The organism is Xanthomonas sp. WHRI 6108 (assembly GCF_040202385.2).
Lineage (GTDB): Bacteria > Pseudomonadota > Gammaproteobacteria > Xanthomonadales > Xanthomonadaceae > Xanthomonas > Xanthomonas arboricola.
Genome location: NZ_CP168198.1, coordinates 703,524 through 721,333 on the forward strand (window position 1 = coordinate 703,524; position 17,810 = coordinate 721,333).

General features: G+C 66.7%; 11 protein-coding genes. 5 read left to right on the top strand and 6 right to left on the bottom strand.

All coding sequences use genetic code 11. The features are described from left to right. Window positions 1-60: 60 nt before the first annotated feature. Window positions 61-1,833, bottom strand: a complete 1,773-nt coding sequence (locus tag ABQ039_RS03045; RefSeq protein WP_184610131.1) for an expansin EXLX1 family cellulose-binding protein — start codon at window positions 1,831-1,833, stop codon at window positions 61-63. A 564-nt stretch (window positions 1,834-2,397) separates the two neighbouring features. Here ABQ039_RS03045 and cycA point away from each other — a divergent pair. Continuing rightward, a complete protein-coding gene (gene cycA / locus ABQ039_RS03050) occupies window positions 2,398-3,774 on the top strand; it encodes a D-serine/D-alanine/glycine transporter (RefSeq protein ID WP_039523314.1) in 1,377 nt (458 codons plus the stop codon). A gap of 186 nt (window positions 3,775-3,960) precedes the next feature. Then, the gene (locus ABQ039_RS03055; RefSeq protein WP_184610133.1) at window positions 3,961-4,872 is read left to right on the top strand and encodes a CorA family divalent cation transporter; all 912 of its coding nucleotides are present in this window, start codon (window positions 3,961-3,963) and stop codon (window positions 4,870-4,872) included. Window positions 4,873-5,458: 586 nt separating this feature from the next. On the opposite strand, the gene ABQ039_RS03060 is transcribed toward ABQ039_RS03055, so the two are convergent. Continuing rightward, complete coding sequence (locus tag ABQ039_RS03060; protein ID WP_039523320.1) at window positions 5,459-6,154, bottom strand: AIM24 family protein; 696 nt, start codon at window positions 6,152-6,154, stop codon at window positions 5,459-5,461. 534 nt (window positions 6,155-6,688) lie between these two features. Between ABQ039_RS03060 and ABQ039_RS03065 the strand changes: the two genes are divergently transcribed. After that, entirely contained in the window at window positions 6,689-7,648 is a 960-nt protein-coding gene (locus ABQ039_RS03065) for an arabinan endo-1,5-alpha-L-arabinosidase (RefSeq protein ID WP_184515978.1), read from the top strand. Between the two features lie 145 nt (window positions 7,649-7,793). Here the strand turns inward: ABQ039_RS03065 and treA are convergent, their stop codons facing one another. Beyond that, window positions 7,794-9,467 carry an alpha,alpha-trehalase TreA gene (gene treA / locus ABQ039_RS03070; protein ID WP_349778141.1) on the bottom strand — a complete coding sequence of 558 codons (1,674 nt, stop codon included), beginning with the start codon at window positions 9,465-9,467 and terminating at the stop codon, window positions 7,794-7,796. Window positions 9,468-9,891: 424 nt separating this feature from the next. Beyond that, window positions 9,892-10,674: a DUF72 domain-containing protein gene (locus ABQ039_RS03075; RefSeq protein WP_024937802.1), complete on the bottom strand. Its 783-nt coding sequence runs from the start codon at window positions 10,672-10,674 to the stop codon at window positions 9,892-9,894. 107 nt (window positions 10,675-10,781) lie between these two features. Here ABQ039_RS03075 and ABQ039_RS03080 point away from each other — a divergent pair, with 107 nt between their 5' ends. Beyond that, on the top strand, window positions 10,782-11,534 hold the full coding sequence (locus ABQ039_RS03080) for a DNA-formamidopyrimidine glycosylase family protein (protein ID WP_184515984.1): 753 nt from the start codon (window positions 10,782-10,784) through the stop codon (window positions 11,532-11,534). Window positions 11,535-11,814: 280 nt separating this feature from the next. Continuing rightward, window positions 11,815-12,828, top strand: a complete 1,014-nt coding sequence (locus ABQ039_RS03085) for a hypothetical protein (protein WP_164738870.1) — start codon at window positions 11,815-11,817, stop codon at window positions 12,826-12,828. 822 nt (window positions 12,829-13,650) lie between these two features. Here ABQ039_RS03085 and ABQ039_RS03090 read toward each other — a convergent pair. Together ABQ039_RS03090 and ABQ039_RS03095 are read right to left on the bottom strand one after the other, a co-directional pair. Continuing rightward, complete coding sequence (locus tag ABQ039_RS03090; protein ID WP_349778142.1) at window positions 13,651-14,586, bottom strand: GAF domain-containing protein; 936 nt, start codon at window positions 14,584-14,586, stop codon at window positions 13,651-13,653. A gap of 311 nt (window positions 14,587-14,897) precedes the next feature. After that, complete coding sequence (locus tag ABQ039_RS03095) at window positions 14,898-17,777, bottom strand: pitrilysin family protein (protein ID WP_349778143.1); 2,880 nt, start codon at window positions 17,775-17,777, stop codon at window positions 14,898-14,900. Window positions 17,778-17,810: the final 33 nt, after the last annotated feature.

A 17,810-nucleotide genomic window follows, 5' to 3' on the forward strand; every position in this document is an offset into this window, starting at 1 on the left:
AGATTCTTCAGCATCGTCTGGATGTTCCCAGGCCGGATGGTCGAGGGCGCGATGCCCTCGTCAAGGGAACTGCACATGCCCGGGTTCGAAGTACACCGGCGTGTTGCCGTCTTCGGGCAGCGCGGGGATCGTGTCCAGGATGGCCTTGCCGCGGATATCGGTGATCCGAATGGACAAGGGCTGGTTGCCGAGCTGCTCGCCGAGGAAGTGGTTGTAGTCCATCTTCTGCAGGCTCTTCCAGCTGCTGCCTTGTTTCACTTCGAACTTGACCACCGGGTAGGCGTGATTGCGCACCTGGATCGCCGCCCACCAGCGCGAGCTGCCTTCCTTGATGCGGTATTGCACGTTGCCGGTGGTGGGTGCGCGCACGATCTTCCAGCTGATCGGGATGCGCCCCTGCACGGTGTCGCCGATGGCCGCGAAGGCGTTGGGCGATAGATCCAGGCCGCCCGATGCGCCCTCCGGGTATAGGTCGGTGACGTAGACCACGGCCTTGCCCTTGGGCCCGGTCACTTCCAGATAGGCGCCGGCCAGTGCGGCCCTGACCCCGCCGAAGTTCATCTGGGTGGGGTTGAGCGCGGTGATGAAGGCATTGCTCGGAATGGGATCCAGCAGCACCGCGCCGCCGGAATAGCCGGAGCTGGTGTAGGTCGCGGTGCCGGTGAAGGTGCTGCTCCAGCCGGTGGCCTTGCTGGCATCTGCGGCAGCGGCCGTCTTTGCCGATGGCGGGGCGGCGCTGGCGCTCGTCAGCCCCCAGGCCTGATGCAGGACCTGCAGCTTGTCGGCACGCGGGTTGCCATCATTGGCGAGCAGGCCACCGTTGTTTGCATTGCCCACCTCCCAAATGCCGAGCACGGCACTGCGCATGCCGGTGTTGCGCAGATACCCGCTCAATGCGTGTTGCCATGCCCGGTCGCGTGGATCGCCATCGCCCAGGCCGCCGCCCAGGCTCACCGGCAGCACCGCGTGATCGGCCGAGAATTGTCCGAAGTCGCGCTGCCAGCTCGCCGGCAGGCTGCGCGGAAAGTCGGCCGCTGCAAACACCTCCGCCGCGTCGCGATCCGGCCCGGCCAGCTTCGGCATCAGCAGCAGATGTGCGCGCGGAATGCGCAGCGGCACGCAGGCGAGCGGCTGCAGATTGCTGCCGGCGGCCTTGCGTGCGGAGTCGCTGCAGAGCGCGTCGTTGCCCACGCCCTCCACTCCGATCACCCAGGCCGGCGCCTGCTTCAGCACCGCGGCCGCTGCTCGCGCGGCGATGCGGTTCCAGTCGGCGTCTGCCGCATTGCCCGCCCAGTTGGCATTGCGGTAGCCGCTGCTGCCCAGGTCGATCCCGAGCACGCCCGCGGTGCTGCCGTAGCGGCGCGCGAGCAGGCCCAGGCCCTCCATCCAGGCGTCGTGCTGCGTGCCCAGCTGCGGCGCCGCGTCATCGCAAGCGCCATCGGCGAAAGCGAGCAGCACCTGCATGCCACGCTGGGTGCTGGCGCGCACCACGGCGTCGAGCAACTGCAGGGAAGTGAGGCCAGCCAGCGCGGGGTCGCCGGCTACCTCGGCGGCTGCCACCGGCCTGGCTTGCAGGGTTGCCGCACAGATCGGCACGCGCACGGTATTGATGTCCGATGCCTGCATCTGATCCAGCAGTTGCTGCAGCGTATTGCTGCGCAGTCCGGTGGCCGCCAGCGCTGCGCGATCGAAGCCGGGCCAGGTCACGCCGCGTACCTGCAGCGCCTGGCCGCGCGCATCGGTGAGGTGTCCGCGTGCATCGACCTGCACCGCCAGTGCGGTCACGGGAGTCAGCAAGGCCAGGCCAAGCAGCAGATGGGCATGAGAGCGCATGGGAGTGTCCTGAGGGATGGCCCGCGCAGGAGACCAGCGATCGTCATCTGCGGTCCGTGCGCCGGGTCAAGGAAGCGGGCAGGAGTGTGGGAGCCGCGGCAGGCGAGCGGCCGCAATGCAACGGGGGTCGCGGTTTGTGCGGGATGCTTGATGCGCCGCCGCTGTCGGCGGTGTGTACTTGATGCATCGCCGACCAGCGGTGGCCGTGTTGCGCTGCGCGGGTGACGGACGTAACGGCAGGCATGCTGCGGACGTGGTCGACCGGCTGTGCTCGTGCCCTGGTAGTGCATGTGCGTGTGTGTCGCGAGAGCAGACAGCGCTGCAACGTGCATGCGGCAGAGGGGGACTGCTCCAGCGCCGCGTTGCGCGCGTTACCGATGGCTGCGCTTCCTCGATCAGGGCAGCCGCGAATGCGTGGATAAGCGGCGCACCACGATGGGGCAAGCCGACCATCCTTCGCCGGCACATGCTGCGGCCTACCCGGCGGCGCCGTGCAAACCGCTGGTGCGCGCTGCCGCGATCTCGTATTTTTGACGGCTTGTTCACTTGCCGGTGCCGTGCCCCATGTCCGATCCGTCCGCGCCCGATCATCTGCAACGCAGTCTCTCCAATCGCCACCTGCAGCTGATCGCCATCGGTGGCGCGATCGGCACCGGGCTGTTCATGGGCTCGGGCAAGACCATCAGCCTGGCTGGCCCGTCGATCCTGTTCGTCTATCTGATCATCGGCGCGATGCTGTTCTTCGTGATGCGCGCGATGGGCGAGCTGCTGCTGTCCAACCTGGAGTACAAGTCGTTCATCGACTTCTCCACCGATCTGCTCGGGCCGTGGGCCGGGTTCTTCTGCGGGTGGACGTACTGGTTCTGCTGGATCATCACCGCCATCGCCGACGTCATCGCGATCGCCGCCTATGCGCAGTTCTGGTTCCCCGGATTGGCGCCGTGGATTCCGGCCATCCTGTGCGTGCTGTTGCTGCTGAGCCTGAACCTGGTGACGGTCAGGTTGTTCGGCGAGATGGAGTTCTGGTTCGCGCTGATCAAGATCATCGCCATCTGCGCCTTGATCCTCACCGGCGCCGGGCTGGTGGCCTGGGGCTTCCGCTCGCCGTCGGGCAATGTGGCCTCGCTGTCGAACCTGTGGAACGACGGCGGCATGTTCCCGATGGGCATTGGCGGCTTCTTTGCCGGGTTCCAGATCGCGGTGTTCGCCTTCGTCGGCATCGAGCTGGTCGGCACCACCGCTGCGGAAACCGCCGACCCGCGCCGCAACCTGCCCAAGGCGATCAACTCGATCCCGGTGCGCATTTTGATTTTCTACGTGCTGGCGCTGATCGCGATCATGGCGGTGACGCCGTGGCGGCAGGTGGTGGCCGACAAGAGCCCGTTCGTGGAGCTGTTCGTGCTGGCCGGCGTGCCGGCGGCGGCGAGCCTGATCAACTTCGTGGTGCTGACCTCGGCCACCTCGTCGGCCAATAGTGGCATCTTCTCCACCAGCCGCATGCTCTACGGCCTGGCCGAGGAGCAGCACGCGCCCAAGGGCTTTGCCAAGCTCTCGCGTGCAGCGGTACCGGCACGCGGCCTGCTGTTCTCCTGCCTGTGCCTGTTGCTGGGCGCGATGCTGGTGTACCTGATCCCCAACCTGGTCACTGCGTTCACGCTGGTCACCACCTTGTCGGCGGTGCTCTTCATGTTCGTGTGGTCGCTGATCCTGTGCGCCTACATCGCGTACCGGCGCAAGCGGCCCGAGCAGCACGCGGCCTCGGCGTTCAAGATGCCCGGTGGCGTGTTGATGTGCTACGTGTGCCTGGCGTTCTTCGCCTTCGTCATCGTGCTGCTGACCTTGCAGGCCGACACGCGCCAGGCCTTGCTGGCCAGCCCGGTGTGGTTCCTGATCCTGGCGATCGGCTATGCGGTGAAGCGGCAGCAGACGCGCAGCGGCTGAGCGCGCGTATCAGCCAAGACATCCAGCGTAGACCTCATCAAGGCCCCGCACTGCGGGGCCTTGGCGTCTGTGGCTGCACGGCGCTGCGATAAAGGCCACTGGCAGCTAAGCGCGTTTTGCGCGCGACGTTGACGCGGGTCGGGTGGGACGGGATGCTCGCCGCCATCCATTGCCACGGCCCATCGCATGATCACGACGCACCCGATTGCCGGAACGCAGCACACGCAAGGTTGCTGGGTCGACCTGTGCCAGGCCAGCGCGCAGGAACTGGCGCAGGCCGCAGACAAGGTGGGCTTTGCGCTGCCGGATCGCGCGGCCATCGGCGAGATCGAATTCTCCAGCCGGGTGCGGCGCCAGGGCGAGGTGCTGTTTCTCAACGTGCCGCGCTTTCAGGACGACGATGGCCCGACTGCGCCGCTGGGCTTTGCGTTGTCGCCGACCATGCTGGTGACCCTGCGCGAGCAGCACATGGGCTCGCTGGATGCGGTGGCCGCGCGTCTTGCGCGTGAGCCCTGCCATAGCGCCGACGACCTGCTGTTGCGCATCTTCGACCAGTTGGTGGGGCGCCTGGCAGACCGGCTGGAATCGCTGGAAGCCGAGGTCACCGACACCACCCGGCAGGTGTTCGACAACCCGCACAAAACCAAGGACCTGGAGCGCATGCTGCATCAGGTCGGAGGCATGGGCCGGCGTCTGGGCGGGCTGCACAATGCCGGGCAAGGCCTGCTGCGCCTGGTCACCTATCTGGATGACGCCGCGCCGGACTGGTTCGGTGCCGATGCGGCCAAACGCATCGGCTTGCTGCACAAGGACCTGACCACCTTGAGCGAGTTCCAGCAGCACATGGACGACCGCATCGAATTCCTGCTCGACAGCGTGCTGGGCATGATCAACATGGACCAGAACAACGTGATGAAGGTGATGGCGGTGGCCTCGGTGGTCGGCATTCCGCCCACCGTGCTGGTCGGCATCTGGGGCATGAACTTCGCCTACATGCCCGAGCTCAAGTGGCACGACGCGTATTACTGGGCGCTGGGCGTGATCGTGCTGAGCATGCTGGTGCCGCTGGCCTGGTTCCGCAAGCGCGGCTGGGTGTGATGCATCAGAGCCGGAAACCGTAGGAGCGCACCTGGGCGCGATATGGCGTTACCGGGAAGGCCCTCGCGCCCAGGGGCGCTCCTACAGAGTGCCGTCAACGCAATCATCTGTTGCCTACGGTGGCGTGACTACGCAATGCCAGGCTAGGGCATCCCGGTAGCTGTGCAGCGCGCGGCAGACTGCAGGAAACCCCGTAGGAGCGCACCTGGGCGCGATGCGGCGTTACCGGGACGATGCGGCGTTACCGGGAAGGCCCTCGCGCCCGGGGGCGCTCCTACGAGGTGCCGTCAACGCAATCATGCTTTGCCTACGGTGGCGTGACTACGCAATGCCAAGCTAGGGCAGCTCAGTAGCTGTGCAACTCGCGGCAGACTGCAGGAAACCCGTAGGAGCGCACCTGGGCGCGATGCGGCGTTACCGGGACGACGCGGCGTTACCGGGAAGGCCCTCGCGCCCGGGGGCGCTCCTACAGGGTGGCTGGGATGCGCAGCTGTCACTGCGCACTGCGCCGAGACCGGAAAACTGCCCAGCTGCGTAGCGTGCGACCAGGCGAGACGCATTGTTGATTGCTGCCGGGCGGCCTGGATCAGCCCTTGGCCTGGAAGCTGGCTTCCTCGTACGGCTGCACCACCACCCAGCCTTCGCCGGCAAAACGCATCTGCAGGCTTTCACCCGAGCCTCGGCCAAACAGCGTGCCGATCGACACGTCGGTGACCAGCTCCGGGGACAGCGTGCCCGACCAGGCCACGGTGGCATTGGGGTCGGTGAACACCGGGCCGCTGGCGGCGGTGACCGGCAGAGTCAGCGGCTCGTAGTGCGAGGTGATCGCCACGATGCCGTGGCCGCTCAGGCGCACATTGAACAGGCCGCCGGACAGCATGCCCGCCACTTTGCGCATCATCGTGATCTTGTGCTCGACGCCGGATTCGAAGGCCAGCACGTCGTTGCCGTTGACGAAGATCGCTTCGCCATTCAAACGCAACAAGGTCACCAGCTTGCCGAGGTCGGCCAGATATACCCGGCCCTGGCCTTCGGCCTTCATCAGCTGCATGCCTTCGCCGCTGACCGCCTTCTTCAGCAGGTTGCCCAGGCCCTGTTCCAGCAGCCCCTCGCGGGTGAACTTGACGTTGCCGGTGCGCGCGACCATGGCGCCGGCCTTGGACCACACCATGCCGTCGAGGCGCACTTCCAGCAGGTGCGGGTTTTCCAGTTCGAACGGATCGGGGCTGACGTCCTTTTCCTTGGAATGGGCGAGAAATTCGTTGAGCGTGCGTACGGCCATGGATCCGTCCTGGAGGGTGAAAGAGTGCGCATGATACGCGGCAGGCTTGTATCTTCGAAGCGTACTGGTGTGCGCGTCGCTGTGCGTCTGCACAGATGGCGCGCCGATGTTGCGGCGCACATGGTGCTCAGTCAGCGCGTCGCGCGCGATGACAGCCACAACCAGGTGCCCATCCATCAAGATCTGTGCGTCGTGGCGAAGTAGTGCTGCAGCTTTTTGCAGCGTCATGGATGCGGGTTGGCATCGACGCACTGCACGGCGATAAAGAGATGACGCCGATACGCCACTGGTGCAGTGACTCTGTGCGCGCCACGTTCCGACGTATGCAATCCCAGCTACGTTACACAGTTCGGCACGAAGGCACGTCGCAAATAAAACAACCGCTCGGCCTGCACCGTGCTTCTGAGATCGGCGTCGGATTCGTGGCATTGTTGCCGGGCTAGATTGCGCCTACAGAAAACGTCTTTACGTTGTTCAAGGAGTGGGGCGATGCGCGTTGTGGGTGGCAGTCGAGTGGAAGGTGGCTGGTCTGGAATGTCTCTGCGTAGTCGCGCGATTGCGTCGCTGTTGGCCCTGGCTGCTGCTGCCACTGGCTTGCATGGCGCGCCCGCGCAAGCGGCAGTGGGGCCGGGTGTGGTGAGCGGCGACACCATCGTGCACGACCCGTCGATGCTCAAGCTGAGCGATGGGCGTTACTACATCTATGCCACCACCGGCGTGGTCACCAGTACCGACCGCACCAAGTTCAGCAATGCGGGCGCGATCTTCAGCAGCATGCCGAGCTGGGTGCGCAGCTACAACCCGGACAACCAGCTATGGGCGCCGGATGTGTCCTTCCATGGCGGCAAGTATCTGATGTATTACACCGCCTCCAAGTTCGCCACCAATACCTCGGCGATTGCGCTTGCCAGCAGCAGCACCGGCAAGCCTGGCTCGTGGAAGGATCAAGGCATCGTCTACACCTCCAAGAGCAGCGACGACTACAACGCCATCGACGGCAATCTGGTGGTGGACGGCAATGGCAAGTGGTGGTTGGCGTTCGGCTCGTTCTGGTCGGGGATCAAGCTGATCCAGCTCGACCCCGGCACCGGCAAGCAGCTGTCCGGCAACACGACGCGCTACAGCCTGGCGAGCCGGCCGTCCCCGGGCGCGGTGGAGGCGCCTTTCATCCAGCAGGCCAATGGCTGGTACTACCTGTTCGTGTCGTTCGATGCGTGCTGCAAGGGCGCCAGCAGCACCTACAAGATTGCGGTGGGGCGTGCGCGCTCGGTGACCGGGCCGTACCTGGATCGCGCCGGGGTGGACATGCGCAACGGCGGCGGCACGGTGATCCAGTCCGGGTTGGGCAGCATGCATGGGCCAGGCGGGCAATCGGTGTTCCGCGATGGCGATGGCGACATCCTGGTCTACCACTACTACGACGACCGCGGCGACGCGCGCCTGGGCATCAACCGGCTGGGTTACGACGGCAGTGCATGGCCGGTGGTGCAGTAGCAGCAACCAATCGAACACGCTGCTGCGCGCTGCACTGGCGCAGCGATCAGGCGATGCCTGATGCAGCGATCCGCCGGCGTTGCCGACTGCCAGAACCGCAAGGCCGCCAGCGCCGCCGGGCATGCCCGGCAGCGCTGGCGCACGCTCATCGCGTGGCCGCTTCGGGCTTGCGCACGCGTTTGACCGGCGCCGGCTTGCTCGCGGTGTCCGGGTACAGGTTCAACAGCATCAAGGTGACGCCGTTGGTCCAGCCGAAGCCGTCCTGCAGCGCGTATTCGCCACCGCCACCGCCGGCCGCATCGGCTTCCAGTCCGTATTTTTCGACCAGCTTGTGCTCGCGCGCGAACAGCGCCTGCACCTGGGTGAGGAAGCGCTCGCCGATGGTGCGCGCCAGCGCGTCTTCGCCGTAACGGCGCAGGCCGTCCACCGCCACCCATTGCAGTGGCGCCCAGCCATTGGGCTCGTCCCACTGCTGGCCGGTCTTCACTGCGGTGGTGGCCAGGCCACCGGGGCGCAGCAGGCGCGCACGCACGGTGCTGGCGGTGCGTTTGGCGTGCGCGTCGGTCGCCAGGCCGGTGAACAGCGGATACAGCGCCGCGGCAGTGACCTGGTCGCTGAGCTTGCGGGTCTGCCAGTCGTAGTCGGCGTAGTAACCGGCCGCGTTCCACAGGTGCGCATCGATGGCCTGCTTGCGGCGCAGTGCCAGCGCCGCATAGTCCTGCGTGCACTCGGCACCCGGCTTCGCACAGGCCTGGGCCAGGGTGCGCTCCAGGTGATACAGCAGGCTGTTCAGGTCGATCGGCACGATGGCGGTGGTGCGGATGGTGCGCAGGTTCTGCCCATCGGCCAGCCAGCGGCTGGTGTAGTCCCAGCCGCTCTCGGCGCCGGCGCGCAGGTCGCGGTAGACCTCGGCGGCCGGGCGGTCGCCGGCCTCGGCGGCGGTGCGGGTGTCGTGCAGCCAGGCTTCCGGGCGCGGGGTGTCGCGCTCGTCCCAGTAGCGGTTGAGCAGGCTGCCGTCGGCCAGACGCACCACATGGCGCGCGGCCTGGCCGGGCTGCAGGTCCTCGCTGCCCTGCATCCAGTAGGCGTATTCCTTCCGCAGCTGCGGCAGGTAGCGCTGGTAGACCGCTTCGCCTTCCACGCCGGCCTGCAGTTCCACCATGTAGGAGAAGAACGGCGGCTGCGAGCGGCTCAGGTAGTAGCTGCGATTGCCGTTGGGGATATGCCCGTAGGTGTCGATCAGGTAGGCGAAGTTGTCCAGCATCTGGCGGCTGAGCGTGGTCTCGCCGCTCTTCACCAGGCCCAGCATGGTGAAGTAGGAATCCCAGTAATACACCTCGCGGAAGCGTCCGCCCGGCACCACGTACGGATGCGGCAGCGCCAGCAGGCTGCTGTAGGGCGGCACGTGGGTCTGGCTGCGCACCAGCTTGGGCCACAGCTCGTCGATGTGTTCGCGCAGCGCGGTGTCCTGGCGGATCGCGTCGGTCTGCACCGGCGGCGACTCTTCGAAATTGGCGTCCACGAACTTGCGCAGGTCAAAGCCGGGGTGATCGTGCTGCGCCAGATAGTCGGCGTTGATCAGGGCCGGGTCGCGCAGCGGCAGAAAGTCGACGAAGTGCTTCTGGTCGTCGAACAGCTCGCCGCTCTGCACCGCCCGGAACAGTTCCGGGTAGGCCAGGTCGGGCGTGGGCGGTGTGGCCGCCGGTGCGTTGACGACCGAAGTGTCCATGGGCGCGGCGGTCAGCGTGCAGGGCGCCACGAACATGCTCAGCGACAGGCCAAGCAGCGACGTGCAGCACGGGGGCGCGGCAGAACTCATGGCATCTCCAGAACGGGCAGTGACGTGCGGCATGGTAAACGACCGAAGTGGCGGGCGGGGCCGGACGACGGTGTCGGCAGGCCGACAGGCTTCGCACGGAGACGACTGGATTCAGCAAGGTGATCCGGCGCGGGGCTGCAGGTGGTTGCGCGGGTTGCGTTGCCGATTCAGGCCTATCGGCCCGGATCGAGGCAGCTTGAGCCACGTGCGGACCGCGTCGGATTGCCGACATCGCTGCAAGATGCGCGCCACAGCGCGGCGGGCGGCACGTGGCGAACGGCGGGCGGCACTGCCAGTGCACGGCAGCCGGCGCGCGTGGGGACTGGCCGGCGGCAGCTCGGCCTTGCTCGCCTGACCGATTGCAGCGGCGTGGACGCACCGGTGGCACGCCGAACAAAGCCAGGCGGCTTGCTGTCCTTATGCGTCAGCCTTGGCGCGGCCGACCGGTCTGCAACAAACGCTGCAGCTGCAGCGCGTTGGGCACCGCCAGCCCGGCGGCGGTGTTGTCGAAGATCACCCAGCGTTCTGCCTGCGGATGCGTCGCGTCCTGCGCTGCGTTGCGCACCGCGTCGGCCAGTGTCTGCAGCGCACTGTCGTCGTAGCTGCTGTAGTAGATGCGCGGTGCGCCATGCCAGCGCCAGTACTGCGGGCCGGCTGTCGCACCCGGTGTGGCGGCGTCCGGCACCGGCGCCGGATCGGCGGCGCAGCGTGCGATGCGGTGGCGTGCCAGCAGCGCCTGTGCCTGCGGGAGAAACCAGCTGGCATGGCGCGGTTCGCAGACCACGCCGCCGTCCCAGCGCCGCCGCAGCATGGCGAAGAACCTGGCCGCCACCGGCGCATCGAACACAGCGCTGGGCGGCAGTTGCAGCAGCAGGCAGCCCAGTCGCGTGCCCAGCGCACCGGCCTGGGCCAGGAAGGCATCCAGCAATGCACCGGTACCTTGCAGGCGTGCATCGTGGCTGATGCTGCGCGGCAGCTTGACCGAAAAGCGGAAATCCTCCGGTACGCTGTCGGCCCAGCGTGCGTAGGTACTGGCACGGTGCGGACGATGGAACGAGGAGTTGATCTCCACTGCATCAAAACGTGTGGCATAGCGCTGCAGGACGCTGGCACCATCGCCGAATGCGGCGCGGTCGGCGGCCGGAATCGACCAGCCTGCGCAGCCACAGCGCACGCGCGGCAGGGCGATGGATGAACGAGCCTGCATGAGGTATACGCAAGACGGGTGGGCAGCACTCTATGCATGCGCGCATGTCAGCGTTGCGTGTGCACTGCGCTCACGGCCGACTCACCGACGACTTCGATACTGGGCGCATGCCAGAAGGTCCTTCCCTTGTCATCCTGCGCGAACAGACCGAAGCGTTTGTCGGCCGCAAGATCCTGCGCGTGTCCGGCAACGGCAAGCAGGACATCGCGCGGCTGGAGCAGCAAAAGGTGCTGGCGTTACGCAGCTGGGGCAAGCACTTCCTGATCGAGTGCGCGCAGTTCAGCGTGCGCATCCACTTTCTGCTGTTCGGCAGTTATCGCATCGACGAGGACAAGCCGAATGCGGTGCCGCGTCTGCGCCTGGAGTTTTCCAAGGGCCAGCGGTTGAATTTCTACGCCTGCTCGGTGCAGTTCATCGAGCGCCCGCTGGACGAGGTCTACGACTGGACGGCGGATGTCATGAACCCGCTCTGGGATGGCGCGCAGGCACGGCGCAAGTTACGCGCCGCACCCGGCATGTTGGCCGCCGATGCGTTGCTGGATCAGACCATCTTTGCCGGCGTCGGCAACATCATCAAGAACGAAGTGCTGCATCGCATCCGTGTGCACCCGGAAAGCACGGTGGGCGCATTGTCGGCGCGCAAGCTCGGCGAGCTGGTCACCCAGGCGCGCGACTATAGCTTCGACTTCTACACCTGGAAAAAGGCCTTCGTGCTGAAGAAGCATTATCAGGTGCATACCAAAACCAGCTGCCCGCGCGACGGCGCGCCGCTGCAGTATCGAAAGCACCTGGGCAAGGCCGGGCGGCGGGCGTTTTTCTGCGAGGTCTGCCAGCGGCTGTACCGTCCGGAGGATGACTGAGCATGTGCGGCCCGCACCCTGGCCAGTCGGCATCGACCGGATGTAGGGCGAACGACCGCCGCCACAGCATGCAGGATCCATGCCGCCGGGGCCGGGCAATGCCTGTCGGCAAGCAGCGGGCGTCGGCCGCCACGCTCGCTAATGTGAATGGCGGCTGGCGCCTGCGGCCCAAACAACGAATTTCAAACGCGCGCAAACGCCACGCCCGCTAGATTTGCGCGTCCTGCACCGGGTTCACGGTGCGGCGTGCGCATCTCTCATCTCATCGGTCTCCCGCATTGTGATTACCCGCAGGAAGGAAACGCTTGTCCCGCATGTCGCCGCTGTCGCATGCACGGGCGCCATCCTGTTCTTTCTTGCCTGTCTGTTGCTGTATATGCCGCCGCCACGCGACACCGCGCGACACGACGACAGTTTGCAGGTGTATTTCGTGCCGCGTCCGCAGTTGACGCTGCCGGCGCCGGCGACACCGCCGCAGCAACGCGACTCCACACCGCGCGCGGCTCCTGCCGCGACCTCATCCGCGCGCAGTGCGCCACCGCCGACACGTACCCCACCGCCGCAGCGGCAGGTGGCCGCCGCCAACGCGCCCGCTGGCGAATCGATGGCGGCCCAGCTCTACACCCGCGAAGGCCGCTTGCGCATGCCGCGCGATGCGCAGGTCGACCCGATGGCGCAGGCCGGCGCCGCGGTGCCACCGGGCATGGCCGACGAACGCGCGCAGGCCAAGGCGCGCAACGTGATGGAACGGGTCAATCCGGTGCAATACCAGGACACGCGCTTTGCCAAGGACTGGAAGAGCGACGGCACGCTGGGCGATGTGGCGATGCAGGAAATGAATCGCGGCATGAAGAAGTTCAACGACATGCTCAACGGGCCGCAGACGCAGGTGGCCAAGGCGCGACCACCGCCGGATGTGCGCTTCAACCCCGCGCTGGCGGGCAATCAGGCCGAGATGGGCAGCGAGGCGACCGGCGATGCCTATAAGGCCGCGCCGATCGCGCACGAGACACCGCCCGATCTCAAGGGCGAAGCCAGCCGCCGCATCCGCGAGGCGCTGGCCGCGCTGGAGCAGCGCAGCGCGCGTTGCGATGCGTCCAAACGCAAATCCCTGTTGTCGCCGGTGCGCACGCACCTGGGTGATCTGGAGCGTGCCGAGCACGCCTTGAACAACGGCGCCGACCCGGTGATGGCCGCACAGATGCTGCCGCGCCAGGCCGACAGCGCCTACGATCTGGCCCGTCGCGCGCTGTGGTACGCGGACCGCCAGTTGAAGCAGTGTGCGATCGGGTGAGTGGGGCAGTGGCTGCGGTTGGGTGCAGCTGACCAGCAGTGGCGGGCAAAACCTCTCTAAGGCTGTACCGATGGCGGCAACGTATCGATCACACTCGCAGCGTTGACGTGTGACCGCGACTGAGTCGAGTGCGCAGTGCCCTCACCGCTCGCGGACACGCCGTGAGTCCGTCCATGGAGGCTCCTTGGCTGCATCCATGCCGCCCAGGGTCCCGCAACCGGCAAGGACACCGCATTAGAAAGTTGGTCGGCGGCCAAGTGAAAACCTGATTGTTGCTCGGATTGCGATGGAAGATTTTCGGCCGCACGACAATCCGAATAACGCATAGCAAGCACTGCTCTTGCCGTGCACACCGACCATCCCGACAGGCCCTTGCCTGCCCACCGTCGCGGGACCTTACGCGGCATGGATGCCGCGTAAGAGCCTACATGGACGTACTTGCGGCGTGTCCTGCGATGGTGGGCGGGCAAGGGCCCTGCAGCCAAACCGCAGATCCGCAGCTCTGCACCCGACTCACCCACACCGCTCAATCACCTGGTAGCCGCGCGAAGTGGAAGTGGACGAGCGGCGCTGCGCTTCCCTTCTCCCGGTGGGAGAAGGGAAGCGTCCCGACAGGAATTGAAGAAGTAAGGCAGCTTCGTCCGATATCGGGACTAAAACCCCCTCCCGCCTGGGCGAGAAGGTACGGCTTTCGCGGCAAGCGCGCGCATGCCTTGGAGCGCCCGCGACGCAAGCGCGGCTGAAGGCGCGCAGCGGGAGTTGTGAGGGCACGTCTATGACACGGCGGATCAGCCGGCAGCCGGACTGTCGCCCCGCGCTACATCAGGCGCTGAGGCCGTCCTGCGCCCGACTCTGGCGGTAACGGTCTTTCTCGACACTCAGCGCGACTTCCGCGCGCAGGAACACTTGTCCGATCGGCTCGTCGCCACGGGTTGCCTGTGCCTGGCCGATCAGCACCGTCAGCCCGTGCGCGTGCTGCTGCTGGGCGATGTCGCGCAGGCGCTGCAGCTTCTGCTCGGCATTGGGATCGCGCAGTACGGCGATGAACTCGGCGCTGTCGGTCACGCGGTCCACGCTGTCACCGTTGGCTTGCGCCTGCGCGGCCAGGGCTTGGTCGAGCTGTTGCAAGGCGCGACCCAGGAGCCGCTCGCTCTGTTTTTCAGCCAGCGCGGCCAGTTCCTGCACTTCCAGAATCACCAGGTAATAACCGGCATCGGCGGCTGCCGGTGCCACCGGCTGCAGGATCGCCTCGCGCTCGAGCTGCAGCTCGCGCTTGCGCTCGTCCAGCAGGCGCATGGTGACGCGCGCCAATGCCTGCAGCCCGGTGCGTTGAGTGTCGGTGAGCGTGCGCGGCTCGGTGTCGAGCACACAGACGGTGCCCAACGCCACGCCGTCGGAGGTGACCAGCGGCATGCCGGCATAGAAGCGCGCGCCGGTCTCGCCGGTGACGACCGAGACATCGGCAAAGCGGCTGTCCTGGCTAAGGTCGCGTACTTCCATCAATTGCTCGGGGCTGCGGATGGCGTGATCGCACACGGCCTGGCTGCGATCGGTCTGCTGCATGCCCAGACCGAGCTGGGCCTTGAACCATTGGCGGTCGCGATCGACCAGCGACATCAGTGCGATCGGCGTGTCGCACAGCGAGGCCGCCACCTGCACGACGTCCTGGTAAGTGTCCTCGGGCAGGCTGTCGACGATGCGATAGCCGTCCAGGACCTGTTGGCGGGAGGCTTCGTCAGCCGGGGGCATTTGCTTCATCGGGTAAGTCGGACAAGCGCGAGCGAGAAAGAGGCCACGATACCGGCACCATCGATAACGCCGCGTGGATATCGGCCGCGTTCCCGGCGTGGCCTGCACAGCGTCTCCAAATTCGCATCTTCGCCGCACTGCGCATGCGAAGGACATGGACGCGGCGGGCTGAAGCGCTAATGCCAGTCTGCCAACCCGCGTGCGATGCCCGCGCAGTGCACGCAGGCACCGGCGACTCATCCGCGCACGCACCGTTGCGTACGCGGATCTGGAACCGGCGTGGCTCGAAAGCCGCGCCGTCGGTGTGCGACTGACCAGCCTCAGCGCTTGACCGGCTTGCCGTCCACGTCCAGCACCTGCACCTCACCGAGCTTGAGCGCACGCACCGGGGCTTCGATCTTCTTCAGGTCGCCCACGATCACCCAGGTCATCGCATTGGGCGCGATGATTTCCTTGATGGCCTTCTGCGCGGCCGGCTGGTCGATCGCTTCCAGTCGCGGCTTGAGCGTCTGCACATAATCGTCGGGGCGGTCGAACTGCACGATGCCTTCGATCGCACCCAGCACCGCGCCAGTGGTTTCGAAGCTGCCGGGCAGGGCGCGGATGCGCTGGTTCTTGATCTTCTCGATCTCGTCGGTGGTCAGCGGCTTGTCGCCGATGATCGCGGTGGCTTCCTTGAGGATCTCGTTGGCCGACTCGGCGGTCTTGTCGGTCTGTACCGGCGCGGAGAACATGTACGGCCGCTGGCCCTGCGCATCCAGCATGCGGGTACCGGCGCCGTAGGCCCAGCGCTTGTTCTCGCGCAGGTTCATGTTCAGGCGCGAGGTGAAGGTGCCGCCGAAGGCGCCGTTGGCCACGCCGATCGCCAGGTTGTCCGGCGCCTTGGTGGACGGTGCGAGCAGGCCGGCCAGAATCACCGACTGCGGCGCATCCGGGCGGTTGATCAGGTACACGCGCGGCTTGGGCTGCGCGGCGACCTGGACCAGGTTCTTCTTCGGCAACGGCGTGGCAGGCGCCTTCCAGTCACCGAAGGCGGCATCCAGCTGCGGGATGATCTGCGCCAGCGTGGTATCGCCGGCCACCAGGATGCGCAGGTTGTCCGGACGCAGCCACTGGCGGTGGAAGGCCTGCAGGTCCTGGGCGTTGAGGCTCTTGATCGCCGCCTCGGTGCCGCTGCCGGTGAGCGGGATGCCGTAGGGGTGGTTCTGGCCGAACAGCAAGGGCGGCAGCGCACGCAGCGCCAGGCTGTTGGGCTGGGTCTTCTCCTGCGCAATGCCGGCCAGCCACTGGCCACGGATGCGCTCGATGTCGGCAGCCTTGAAGGCCGGGTTGCGCACGATGTCGGAGAACAGCTGCAGCGACGGCTGCAACTGGTCGTTGAGCGCATCCAGCGAGGCGCTGCAGCTGTCCAGATCGCAGCCGACCGCCGTGATGGCGCCCAGGCGCTGGCGACGCTGCGCCACTTCCACCGAATCCAGCGCGTCGGTGCTCTCGTTCATCAGCGCCGCGCTGAAGCTGGCGGTACCGAGCTTGTTGCCCTGGTCGGCCGCATACCCGGCATCAAACAAAAGCTCCACCTGGGTGACCGGGATGGTGTGGCGCTCGGCCAGGATCACCTCGACGCCGTTCTTCAACTTGCCGCGCTGCAGCTGCGGGAAGCTCAGGTCGGGGAACTGGCTGGTCTGCGGCACGCCCTTGCTGCGGTCCAGCGTGGAGGCGGTGGTTTTGTACTTGCCGGCGGCCGGCAGCCTGGGCGCCGGCTTGCCGGGTTCTTCGCCACGCGCGACCACTGCCTTGTCTTCGGCGGCGGGGTCGAAATCCTTGCCGGCCGGCAGCACGGTGAGCAGATAGTCGCCCTTGCCGAACCAGGTGGCGGCGGTCTGCTTGACGCTGTCCACGGTGGCGGCCTGGCCGCGCTGCAGATCCTGCTTGTAGGCGCCCGGGTCGCCGCGGTAGACCTGGCCCTCGGCCAGGATCACCGCCTTGCCACCGAAGCCGCCGACCTTTTCCAGCCCGCGCACGAAGCCGGCGCGGTAGGCCACCTGCGCGCGCTGCAGTTCGTCGGCGGTCGGGCCCTGGGCGATGAACTTCTTGAGCTCCTCGTCGATGATCCCCTCGACCTTGGCCGGGTCGACGCCGTCCTTCACGTCGGCCTGGATCTGCACCTGGCTGGACAGCGCGAACGGCTGGATCGCCGCCGACACGTCATCGACCAGATTGTCCTGGTAGACCAGGCGCTGATACAGCCGCGAGGTCTTGCCGCCGCCGAGCACGGTGGTGGCCAGGTCCAGCTGGATCGCCGCATCGCTGCCCAGCTGCGGCGCGGCCCAGGTGCGGTAGATGCGCGGCTGCGAGACGTGGTCGTGCTGCACGCCACGCTTCTGCGCGGCCAGCGGGGTCACCCACGGCTGCTGGCGCGCCACCGGCTTGCCAGACGGGATGTCGCCGAAATACTGCAGCGCCTTGGCACGCGCCTGCGCCAAGGTGATGTCGCCGGCCAGCACCAGGGTGGTGTTGGCGGCGCCGTAGTTGTCGTTGAACCACTGTTTGACGTCGGCCAGCGAGGCCGCGTCCAGATCTTCCATCGAGCCGATGGTGTCGTGCTGGTACGGGTGGTTGGCCGGGAACAGGTTGGACAGGATGTTCTGGTCCACGCGGCCGTAGGGGCGGTTCTCGCCCTGGCGCTTCTCGTTCTGTACCACGCCGCGCTGGGTGTCGAGTTCTTCCTGGCCGATCGCGCCGAGCAGGTGACCCATGCGGTCCGATTCCAGCCACAGCGCGGTGTCCAGCGCAGTGGTCGGCACGGTCTCGAAATAATTGGTGCGGTCGAACCAGGTGGTGCCGTTCATGTCGGTGGTGCCGACCTTTTCCAGCGGCGCGAAGAAGCTGCCCTTGTTGTTCTCCGAGCCGGAGAACATCAGGTGCTCGAACAGGTGCGCAAAGCCGGTCTTGCCGGCCGGCTCGTCGCCGGAGCCGATGTGGTACCAGATGCTTACCGCCACCACCGGCGCCTTGTGGTCCTCGTGCACCACCACGGTCAGGCCGTTGGGCAGGGTGAAGCGGGTGTAGCCGATCTCGGGAATGGCACTGCTGGCCGCGGGCTTGGACAGGCTGGCCGGGGCGGCAGCGACGGCGGGAGCAACGGTACCGGCAGCGACGCCGAGCACACCGGCGATCAACAGGGACAGCGGACGCAGCATGTGACACTCCAGAGCAGGACAATCGGCCGAGGG

Bases quoted from the DNA above. Each gene is read 5' to 3' on its own strand.
- ABQ039_RS03060 (WP_039523320.1), bottom strand. From the start codon at position 6,154: ATGGCCGTACGCACGCTCAACGAATTTCTCGCCCATTCCAAGGAAAAG.
- ABQ039_RS03095 (WP_349778143.1), bottom strand. From the start codon at position 17,777: ATGCTGCGTCCGCTGTCCCTGTTGATCGCCGGTGTGCTCGGCGTCGCT.
- ABQ039_RS03045 (WP_184610131.1), bottom strand. From the start codon at position 1,833: ATGCGCTCTCATGCCCATCTGCTGCTTGGCCTGGCCTTGCTGACTCCC.
- ABQ039_RS03055 (WP_184610133.1), top strand. From the start codon at position 3,961: ATGATCACGACGCACCCGATTGCCGGAACGCAGCACACGCAAGGTTGC.
- ABQ039_RS03090 (WP_349778142.1), bottom strand. From the start codon at position 14,586: ATGAAGCAAATGCCCCCGGCTGACGAAGCCTCCCGCCAACAGGTCCTG.
- ABQ039_RS03080 (WP_184515984.1), top strand. From the start codon at position 10,782: ATGCCAGAAGGTCCTTCCCTTGTCATCCTGCGCGAACAGACCGAAGCG.
- ABQ039_RS03075 (WP_024937802.1), bottom strand. From the start codon at position 10,674: ATGCAGGCTCGTTCATCCATCGCCCTGCCGCGCGTGCGCTGTGGCTGC.
- ABQ039_RS03065 (WP_184515978.1), top strand. From the start codon at position 6,689: ATGTCTCTGCGTAGTCGCGCGATTGCGTCGCTGTTGGCCCTGGCTGCT.
- cycA (WP_039523314.1), top strand. From the start codon at position 2,398: ATGTCCGATCCGTCCGCGCCCGATCATCTGCAACGCAGTCTCTCCAAT.
- treA (WP_349778141.1), bottom strand. From the start codon at position 9,467: ATGAGTTCTGCCGCGCCCCCGTGCTGCACGTCGCTGCTTGGCCTGTCG.